Below are 9,067 nucleotides of genomic sequence, written 5' to 3' on the forward strand. Positions count from 1 at the left end.
GCAACCGGTGCAGCGAGTCCAGGTGGGCCGCCGAGCCGGCGAAGGCACGCCCTCATACGTGTCCCCGTACGTCAGCGCATCTTCCCGCCGCGCGGCATCCGCATGCCCTTCGGCATCGGGCCCTTCGGCAGCGGCATGTTGCTCATCAGGTCGCCCATCGCCCGAAGCCGGTCGTTGGCCGCCGTGACCTGCGGACCGGTCAGGACCCGGGGCAGCTTCAGCATCGTGGTGCGCACCTTCTTCAGGGGCACCTGGCCCTCGCCGTCACCGACGATGATGTCGTGCACCGGCACGTCCACCACGATGCGGGCCATCCGCCTCTTCTCCGCGGCCAGCAGGCTCTTCACCCGGTTCGGGTTGCCCTCGGCCACCAGCACGATGCCCGCCTTGCCGACGGCCCGGTGGACGACGTCCTGGCTGCGGTTCATCGCGACCGCCGGCGTCGTGGTCCAGCCGCGGCCCACCCGGTCGAGCACCGCGGCGGCAGCGCCCGGCTGCCCCTCCATCTGCCCGAAGGCCGCACGTTCGGCACGTCGTCCGAAGATGATCGCCATTGCGAGGAAGGCCAGGACGAAGCCCAGGATGCCCGCGTAGACCGGGTGCCCGATCAGGAAGCCGATCGCGAGGAGGACGCCGAAGGTGACGATTCCCACACCCGCGACGACGAGACCGACCTTGGGGTCGGTCCGCCTGGTCATCTTGTAGGTCAGGGCGATCTGCTTGAGCCGCCCCGCGTTCTCGGCGCTGTCCGCGCCTTCAGTGTGTGACTTCCTCGCCATGTACCGAAGTTTACGTGGCGCGGGAGGGGCCTAGGAACGTCGGGCGGTCACAGCGTCCAGCACGTACTCCGCCTCGACGCGGTCCTTGGCCCGGCGGCGGTCCTCCAGGACGGCCGTCCAGGCGTTCCGGCGGGCGGTGCGCTGGCCGCTGCTCAGCAGCAGGGACTCGACGGCGCGGAGTGCGGTGGTCACGGACGGGATCGCGTGGGCGCGAACCGGTGCGGCCTGCATCGTGGGTGTTCCCCTCGGAGCGGTTGCGCGCACCGGGGTGCGCACTGGGTGGCGGGAAGCGGTGACCCGCAGCGGCCGCGAAGGCCGCCGCCGTCTTCTTACCTAGGGTCACTGCTCGGTGTTACCAGTGCATGACCGGTCGGTCAAACACCAGTGAAGCCCTGGTTTCGGCGCCGCGCACGCCGACGCGGCCCATACGGGGCCCCGACCTGCGGGGGCGTACGGGCCGCGTCCGAGCCGGGCGATTACCGGCAGTAGCCTCTTGTGCGCCGATTCACACGGCCGGGGCGGCCGGAGCCGATCCGGTGGCCGAGCCGGCGAGCGCGCCGGCGGTCTCGCCGCGACGCTCCATGGCCTGCTGGAAGAGGCGGCCCGCGCGGTAGGAGGACCGCACCAGCGGACCGGACATCACACCGGAGTAGCCGATGGCCTCGGCCTCGTCCTTCATCTCCACGAACTCATGCGGCTTCACCCAGCGCTCGACCGGGTGGTGGCGCGGCGAGGGCCGCAGGTACTGGGTGATGGTGATGAGCTCGCAGCCCGCGTCGTACAGGTCCTGGAGCGCCTCGCTGACCTCCTCACGGGTCTCGCCCATGCCGAGGATCAGGTTGGACTTCGTGACGAGGCCGGCCTCGCGGGCCCGCGTGATGACGTCGAGGGAACGCTCGTAACGGAAACCGGGGCGGATCCGCTTGAAGATCCGGGGCACCGTCTCGACGTTGTGCGCGAGCACCTGGGGGCGCGAGGAGAAGACCTCGGCGAGCTGCGCGGGGTCCGCGTTGAAGTCGGGGATGAGCAGCTCGACCTTCGTGGCGCCACCCTCCCGCTGCGCGGTTTGGGCGTGGATCTGGCGCACGGTCTCCGCGTACAGCCAGGCGCCGCCGTCCTCCAGGTCGTCGCGTGCGACGCCGGTGATGGTGGCGTAGTTCAGGTCCATCGTCACGACGGACTCGCCCACGCGCCGCGGCTCGTCACGGTCCAGCGCCTGCGGCTTGCCCGTGTCGATCTGGCAGAAGTCGCAGCGCCGGGTGCACTGGTCGCCGCCGATGAGGAAGGTCGCCTCGCGGTCCTCCCAGCACTCGTAGATGTTCGGGCAGCCCGCCTCCTGACACACGGTGTGCAGACCCTCGCCCTTCACGAGCTTCTGCATCTTCGTGTACTCGGGGCCCATCTTCGCCCGGGTCTTGATCCACTCGGGCTTGCGCTCGATGGGGGTCTGGCTGTTTCGGACCTCCAGGCGCAGCATCTTGCGCCCGTCGGGTGCGACACCGGACACTCCGGCACCCCTTTGCTTTCGCTGCATTGGATTCTTCGGCGAACACCAGGGTACGCCCGCGGTTAGAACGGTCTTACGTATGGCCAACCTGTGGCCGAGAGGGCCTATTCCCTAGGCCGAGGCGGCCGGCTCCTTGGAGGCGACCTCCCGCGGCGCGAGGTCCGCGTTCTCCAGGACGTCCCGCAGGTGCTTCTCGGCGACCGGGAGCACCTCGGCGATGGTGACCTCGCGGCCCAGCTCGGCGGAGAGCGAGGTGACGCCCGCGTCCCGGATGCCGCACGGCACGATCCTGTCGAACCAGGTGTTGTCGGGGTTCACGTTGAGCGCGAAACCGTGCATGGTCACGCCCTTGGCGACCCGGATGCCGATCGCGGCGAGCTTGCGGTCCTCGCGGCGCTGGCCGGCGTTGGACGGCGCGTACTCCGGCCCGTTCAGCCGGGCGTCGAACTCCTCGTCGTGCAGGCGGGGGTCGAAGTCCAGGGACAGACCGCCGAGCGCGGGGCGCTCGGCCACCGGGTCGCCGAGCACCCAGACACCGCTGCGGCCCTCGACCCGGGACGTCGTGACGCCGAAGTCGGCGGCCGTGCGGATCAGGGCGTCCTCCAGCCGCCGCACGTGGGCGACGACGTCGACCGGCCGCGGCAGCTTCTGGATGGGGTAGCCGACGAGCTGGCCGGGACCGTGCCAGGTGATCTTCCCGCCGCGGTCGACGTCGATGACCGGGGTGCCGTCCAGGGGACGCTCGCTCTCGGTCGTGCGGCGGCCCGCCGTGTAGACCGGGGGGTGCTCGAGGAGCAGGCAGGTGTCGGGGACCGCGTCCTCGAACCGGGCGGCGTGCACCTCGCGCTGTTTCTGCCAGGCCTCCTGGTAGTCCACCGCGTCCTCACCGAACCCGAGCCGGACAAACCGCAGCTCACTCACTTCGGGTGCCTCCCTACTCCGCGGTGCCGGGGGGCCGGGGGGTGTCCCGGGAACCACGTCACCATGCACTGATGTGCGCCCCCAGCAACTGTACGACCGCTCGGCGGCGCCGCGTCCGGCAGGTGGCGCGCCCCGCTGGCGGCCGAGCCGGCCCCCGGCCTTCCGTCAGCGATCCCGACAATCCTCACACGATCGGATGAATGTGGAGCGAAGGTCGTCGGCGGCGCCCTCGGGGCGGTTAAGTTCGCGCCGTTCCATAAGGGCTGCCCGCCCGGCCCCGAAGGCAGGAGACCGTACAGCTGATGTCGGAACGACCTCCGCAGCGCACCCCCAACCGGCGGCTCGCTGCGCTCATCGCGGAAGCCGGATTCTCCCACGCGGGTCTGGCCCGCCGGGTGGACCAGCTCGGCCTCGAACACGGCCTCGACCTGCGGTACGACAAGACCTCGGTCACCCGCTGGCTACGGGGCCAGCAGCCCCGGGGCACCACCCCGGCCCTGATCGCCGAGGTCTTCACCAGACGCCTGGGCCGCCGGCTCTCCACCCAGGACCTGGGCCTGGACGCCTGCGCCCCCGTCTACGCCGGCCTGGAGTTCGCCGCGACGCCCGCCGAGGCCGTCGACATCGTGAGCGGCCTGTGGCGCAAGGACTCCGGCAGCCACGCGGAGCTGCGCAGAATCGCGTTCACCCCGGCCGGGCTGGTCGTTCCCAGCAGGGACTGGCTCATCGGACGTGCCGACGACCGGGTCGGGCGGGCGGACCCCTGCGCCCCGGCGGGAGACGCGCCCGCCCTGCCCGCCCCGCGCACGTCCGCCGGAAGCCACGGCACACGGCCGGTGAACGGCCTCCACCGGGCCGAGGGCCACCCGGCGAACGGGCTCCAGCAGGCCGGCTCCCACCCGGGCCCCGGCCCCCATCCGACCGGCACCCTGCACGCGCCCGGCCCGCCGGGAACCGGAACGCACGGCGGGCGGGCGGCCGGCCGGGGGCCCGGCCACTCCCGCCCGCCCGCCCACGGCGCACCGCCCGTGGGCGTCCCACGCCAGCGGCAGACCGACCGGGGCACCGGGCAACGGGTCGGCAGCGGTGACGTCGCCGCCCTGCGCTCGGTCGGCGAACTCTTCCGCACGCTGGACAACACCTACGGCGGCGGCCACGCCCGCCAGGCCCTGGTCAGGTACCTGGAACACGAGGCGGAGCCCATGCTGCGCGGGAGCTACGGCGAGGCGGTCGGCCGCCGGCTGTTCTCCGCGACCGCCGACCTCACCCGGCTGGCGGGCTGGACCTCGTACGACATCGCCGCCCACGGGCTCGCCCAGCGCTACTTCGTCCAGGCCCTGAGGCTGGCCCAGGCCGCGGGTGACCGGGCGTACGGCGCGTACGTCCTGGTCACCATGAGCAGGCAGGCCGTCTACCTCCAGCACGGCAGGGAGGCCGTCCAGCTGGCACGCGTCGCCCAGCAGGGCATCGGCTCCTCGGCGCCGTCCGCCGTCATGGCCCTCCTGCACGCCGTCGAGGCGCGCGGACACGGGGTGCTGGGCGAGACCAGGGCCTGTGTCGCCGCGCTCGCGCGGGCGGAACGCTCCCTGGAGGCCGCCCGGCCCGGCGACGACGTGCCCCACTGGGCGCGCTGCTTCGACGAGGCGCAGCTCGCCGACGATTTCGGCCACTGCCACCGTGATCTCCAGCAGTACCGCGCCGCCGCCCAGCACGCCGAGCGGTCGCTCCAGCTGCGCGCTCCGGCGTACGCCCGCAGCAGGCTGTTCTGCCGGGTGGTGCTGGCGACGGCCAGGCTCGGACTCGGCGAACTGGACCAGGCATGCCTGCTGGGCGCCGAGGCGGCCCAGCAGGCGTCGGAGATGCGCTCGGTGCGCGCGACGGAGTACGTGCGGGACTTCGAGCGCCGCCTGGAGCCCTATCGGGACGCGGTCGCCGTGCGCGGCTACCGGGACCGTGTCGCGGCCCTCGGCTGACCGCCGCCCGCCGTCACGCGGCGGCGGGCAGCGCGGTCCCGTCCTCAGGCCCCTGGCGCACCCCGAGGTCCGCCAGGATCGCCGAGGCCGCCCGCCGCCCGGAGTGCAGAGCGCCCTGGACGGTGCTCGTGTCGCGGTGGTCACCGCAGACGTACAGGCCGTCCAGCACGCGGACCGGGCGCCGCAGGTCGTGCGGAGGCGGCATGGCGGGGACGGCCTCCGGGTCGTGATGGGCCGTCAGGAGCTCCCAGTCGTGCGTGGGGGTGCCGTACAGCCGGGCGAGGTGCGCACGGACCGTGCGGTCGAGGTCGGCCGGCGGTGGGCCGAGGACCGTGGACGTGATCAGGCTCCGGCCCCGTGGCGCCCGCGAGGGGTCGACCGCGCTCATCACGGCGGTGTGCGCGACCGGACCGGAGCGGTCCGCGTCCAGGACCAGGCGGGAGCCCGTCGGGGGAGGGACGGGAGCCGTGTGGTGCAGGACCGTCACCGGGTGGAACCCCGGTGCCCGCAGCCCGGGCAGCAGCTCCGCGGCGGCGCCCGCGCCGGTGGCCAGCAGCAGCGAGCGGCAGCCCAGCTCCCCGTGCTCCTTGGTGCGCACGGACGAGATGTCGGCGGCCGTGACATGGACACCGGTGCGGACGGTCCCCGGCGGCAGGGCGGCCGCGAGCAGCCTGGGCAGCGTGGCCGCACCACCCGCCGGCACGCAGAGCCCGCCGCGGGCGTAGCTGCGCAGCGTGAGGTCCGCGCACCGGCTCGACGTGCTGAGCGCGGGGTCACCGAGCAGCGCGGAGAGCAGGGGGCGCAAGAACCCGTCGACCGTCCGCGGCGGCAGGCCGCGGGCCGACAGGGCGGAAAGCGCGGGCCGGTCCGGCCGGGCCAGGATCCGGTTCGCCGGTGTGGCGGCGAGGCGGGCCAGCCAGGCGCCGAGCCTGGCCTGCTCGACGGTGCCGCCCCACGGCGCCTTGGGGGCGCTCGACCGGGAGCGCACTGCCTTGAGTGCGCCCCTCGCGCTCCGTACGTCCCCGGCGCTGTACCGGCGGCCCCCGCTGTGCACCAGCACCCCCGGTGCGAAGTTCCGCAGGGCGAGCCCTCGGAGCCCGGGCGTGCCGCTCAGGTCCGGATACCCGGAGCTGAGCAGGGGAGCCAGGTCGTCGAGCAGGAAGCCGTCGACCTCCTGGGTGGCCATGCGGCCACCCACGTGGGGGGCGGCCTCCAGGACGCTGACGTCCACCCCCGCGCCGATCAGCCGGTGGGCCGCTGACAGGCCGGCGATCCCGGCCCCGATGATGACCACGTCCGCGTGGTGTGCCGTGTGTGCCGTGAGCACGAGCCCCTCCCCGACTAGGTGCGACTGCTGGGGGGCTACTGCCCTCAACAGGCCGCCGGAATGCCCCGGATCGGATCGAAGCTAGGGGGATGGCCGACGCGGACACAGTCGCACGCACCCCGGGCACCGGTGCACGGGGTCGCACGGCCGCCGGGCCGGTGCGCGCCGGGCCGGCGGCGGTGGGCGCACGGGAGCGCGGTGGCCGCGGGCTGACCTGCGCCGCTGCCCGCGCCCCGCGGAGCCGCTCCCGGGCGGGGCCCGGCCGTCCTCAGCGCAGCGCGGCGCGGATGGCGTCGTCGATGCCGGGGAAGGCGAACGCGAAGCCCGAGTCGAGAAGTTGGCCGGGCAGCACCCGCTGGCTGCCCAGGACGTCCCCGGCGAACTCGCCGAGCGCGATCCGCAGCGCGGGCGCCGGCGCGGTGAACAGCGTCGGACGGCGCAGCACCCGCCCCATGGCGGCCGTCACCTCGGCGTTGGTGACGGGGGACGGGCCGGTCAGATTCACCGCGCCCGTGAGGGACTCGGTGTCCAGGATGTGCCGCATGGCCGCGATGTGGTCGTGCAGGGCGATGAAGCTCCAGTACTGCCGCCCGTCTCCCAGCCGCCCGCCGAGGCCGGCCCGGAACAGCGGGAACAGCCGTCCCCACGCCCCGCCCTGCCGGGCCACGACCAGACCGGTCCGGGCGAGGACCGTCCGCACGCCGGCCTCCTCGGCCGGGGCAGCGGCCTTCTCCCACTCCACGCAGACGGACGGGAGGAAGCCCTCGCCGGGAGGCGCGGCCTCGTCGACCGCGCGGTCGCCGGTGTCGCCGTAGTAACCGATCGCGGATCCGGAGAGGAACACCTTCGGCGGGGTGTCGAGCGAGGCGACGGCCTCGGCGATCGCCGCGGTGCCCAGCACCCGGCTGTCCCGGATCTCCCGCTTGTACGCGTCGCTCCAGCGCCGGTCGCCCACCCCGGCACCGGCGAGGTGGACGACCGCGTCGCAGCCGGCCAGGCCCGCCACGTCGACGTGAGCACGCTCCGGGTCCCACCGCACCTCGTCGTCGGCGGCGGCGGGACGCCGCACGAGGCGCACCACCTCGTGTCCGTCGGCCCGCAGCGAGCGCACGAGCGCCGCCCCGATGAGTCCGGACGATCCGCTGACGGCGATACGGGAGTGCGGCATGCCGTCCATCCTGCCCCATGGGCCCGGCGGCACACGGCATCCGGCATGGCACAGTGGCCGCATGTCCGCGCCCGTCTTCCACGCCCTCCTCCCCGTCCGTCCCGCCGCGCCGGAGGACCGGTCCGCCCTCGGGGAACTCGACCGGGCCACCTGGTCGACCCTGCACGCGGTGCAGCCGAGGCCCCTGCCCCCCTACCAGCCCTTCTTCGACGACCGGCACCGGCCCGAGGACTACCTGGTCGCCGAGGCCGCCACCGGGGAGGGGCAGGAGATCGCGGGGTACCTGCGTCTGGTCCCGCCCACACCGCTCGCCTGCAACGCGCACGTCCGCCAGATACAGGGGCTGGCCGTGGCCGAATGGGCCCGGGGGCACGGCGTGGCCCGGTTGCTGCTGCGCGCCTCGTACGCCGAGGCCCGGCGCCAGGGGGCCGGGCGCATCACGCTGCGGGTGCTCGGTCACAACGCACCCGCGCGGGCCCTCTACGCCTCCGAGGGGTTCGCCGTCGAGGGCCTCCTGCCCGGCGAGTTCTTCCTGAACGGGCGGTACGTCGACGACGTCCTGATGGGCCGTTCCCTGACGGACTGAGCGCCTGCGGACGGTGCTACGGGCGGCCCGGAGCACCGTCCGCAGGCGGCCGGCCCGGCGGTGGTCACTCCGCGCCGAAGCGCTCCCGGAGTGCCGGGAGGCGTTCCGCCAGCACCGCGTCGTCCTCCACGTCGAAGGGCGTCCCCGCCGGCTCGCCCGCCTGGGGCGGCAGGCCCAGCTCCGGGGTGACCGCTCCGGTGAGCTGCTCGTACGCCTCGTCGGCGGCGTAGCCGAGCTCCTCGCCGTCCCCGTCGATCTCCGGGTCGAAGTCGTCCAGCAGGTCGGCCAGGCTGTCGGGATCCTGCACCGCGCCCTCGAAGACCTCCCGGCCCTGCCCGATCAGCCAGCAGCGGAAGAAGTCGAACGCGTCGGCGCCCGCCCCGCCGAGCAGCACGGCGGCCGCACCCCACAGGTCCCAGTGGTACGCGCGGTTGTAGCGGGCCTCGAAGTGCCGGGCGAAGTCCAGCACGGAGTCGGGGTCGAGCCGCACCAACCGCTCCACGAGCAGGTCGGCGTGGTCCTCGGGGTCGCCCTCGGCGGCCTCGCGGGTGCTGTCGACGATCTCCCAGAACTCCGTTTCGTCCATCACGGTTACAGCATCTGCCCCAGGAGCGGGCGATGCACGCGGTGACACCGAATTGAAGCCTTCGGCGAAAAAGCTCGGGCAGGCGTTCGGCCGCATCGGGGACGAGTTCGTGCGGGGCCGCCGGTGCCGGGACCTCCGACCCGCCACCCGGAGCGGGCAGTCGCCCGGCCCGGGAGGTACGCGGGGCCGAGCGCGCGACCCGCGGAAACGCCGCACCACG

At 74.0% G+C, this 9,067-nt stretch carries 9 protein-coding genes; 2 read left to right on the forward strand and 7 right to left on the reverse strand.

Features of this window, described 5'->3' with window-relative positions:
- Positions 1–71: 71 nt before the first annotated feature.
- The 4 genes from ABZ371_RS24235 to lipB all read right to left on the reverse strand — a co-directional run bounded on the left by ABZ371_RS24235 (position 72) and on the right by lipB (position 3,207).
- Positions 72–779 (reverse strand): DUF4191 domain-containing protein, encoded by a 708-nt coding sequence (locus tag ABZ371_RS24235; RefSeq protein ID WP_358683198.1) that lies wholly within the window; start codon positions 777–779, stop codon positions 72–74.
- A 30-nt stretch (positions 780–809) separates the two neighbouring features.
- The gene (locus ABZ371_RS24240; protein WP_358683200.1) at positions 810–1,010 is read right to left on the reverse strand and encodes a hypothetical protein; all 201 of its coding nucleotides are present in this window, start codon (positions 1,008–1,010) and stop codon (positions 810–812) included.
- Positions 1,011–1,284: 274 nt separating this feature from the next.
- Complete coding sequence (lipA, locus tag ABZ371_RS24245; RefSeq protein WP_358683202.1) at positions 1,285–2,286, reverse strand: lipoyl synthase; 1,002 nt, start codon at positions 2,284–2,286, stop codon at positions 1,285–1,287.
- 111 nt (positions 2,287–2,397) lie between these two features.
- A complete protein-coding gene (gene lipB / locus ABZ371_RS24250; RefSeq protein WP_358683204.1) occupies positions 2,398–3,207 on the reverse strand; it encodes a lipoyl(octanoyl) transferase LipB in 810 nt (269 codons plus the stop codon).
- A 302-nt stretch (positions 3,208–3,509) separates the two neighbouring features.
- On the opposite strand from lipB, the gene ABZ371_RS24255 reads away from it, so the two are divergent.
- Positions 3,510–5,180 (forward strand): regulator, encoded by a 1,671-nt coding sequence (locus ABZ371_RS24255; protein WP_358683206.1) that lies wholly within the window; start codon positions 3,510–3,512, stop codon positions 5,178–5,180.
- A 13-nt stretch (positions 5,181–5,193) separates the two neighbouring features.
- On the opposite strand, the gene ABZ371_RS24260 is transcribed toward ABZ371_RS24255, so the two are convergent.
- Both ABZ371_RS24260 and ABZ371_RS24265 read right to left on the reverse strand, forming a co-directional pair.
- Positions 5,194–6,507 (reverse strand): NAD(P)/FAD-dependent oxidoreductase, encoded by a 1,314-nt coding sequence (locus ABZ371_RS24260; RefSeq protein ID WP_358683208.1) that lies wholly within the window; start codon positions 6,505–6,507, stop codon positions 5,194–5,196.
- Between the two features lie 268 nt (positions 6,508–6,775).
- Positions 6,776–7,675, reverse strand: a complete 900-nt coding sequence (locus ABZ371_RS24265; protein ID WP_358683210.1) for a TIGR01777 family oxidoreductase — start codon at positions 7,673–7,675, stop codon at positions 6,776–6,778.
- A 61-nt stretch (positions 7,676–7,736) separates the two neighbouring features.
- Between ABZ371_RS24265 and ABZ371_RS24270 the strand changes: the two genes are divergently transcribed.
- On the forward strand, positions 7,737–8,261 hold the full coding sequence (locus ABZ371_RS24270; protein WP_358683212.1) for a GNAT family N-acetyltransferase: 525 nt from the start codon (positions 7,737–7,739) through the stop codon (positions 8,259–8,261).
- 64 nt (positions 8,262–8,325) lie between these two features.
- On the opposite strand, the gene ABZ371_RS24275 is transcribed toward ABZ371_RS24270, so the two are convergent.
- On the reverse strand, positions 8,326–8,847 hold the full coding sequence (locus ABZ371_RS24275) for a DUF4240 domain-containing protein (RefSeq protein WP_358683214.1): 522 nt from the start codon (positions 8,845–8,847) through the stop codon (positions 8,326–8,328).
- Positions 8,848–9,067 lie beyond the last annotated feature (220 nt).

This window comes from Streptomyces sp. NPDC005899, assembly GCF_040629645.1.
GTDB lineage: Bacteria > Actinomycetota > Actinomycetes > Streptomycetales > Streptomycetaceae > Streptomyces.

Bases quoted from the DNA above. Each gene is read 5' to 3' on its own strand.
- ABZ371_RS24255 (WP_358683206.1), top strand. From the start codon at position 3,510: ATGTCGGAACGACCTCCGCAGCGCACCCCCAACCGGCGGCTCGCTGCG.
- ABZ371_RS24275 (WP_358683214.1), bottom strand. From the start codon at position 8,847: ATGGACGAAACGGAGTTCTGGGAGATCGTCGACAGCACCCGCGAGGCC.
- ABZ371_RS24265 (WP_358683210.1), bottom strand. From the start codon at position 7,675: ATGCCGCACTCCCGTATCGCCGTCAGCGGATCGTCCGGACTCATCGGG.
- ABZ371_RS24240 (WP_358683200.1), bottom strand. From the start codon at position 1,010: ATGCAGGCCGCACCGGTTCGCGCCCACGCGATCCCGTCCGTGACCACC.
- ABZ371_RS24270 (WP_358683212.1), top strand. From the start codon at position 7,737: ATGTCCGCGCCCGTCTTCCACGCCCTCCTCCCCGTCCGTCCCGCCGCG.
- ABZ371_RS24235 (WP_358683198.1), bottom strand. From the start codon at position 779: ATGGCGAGGAAGTCACACACTGAAGGCGCGGACAGCGCCGAGAACGCG.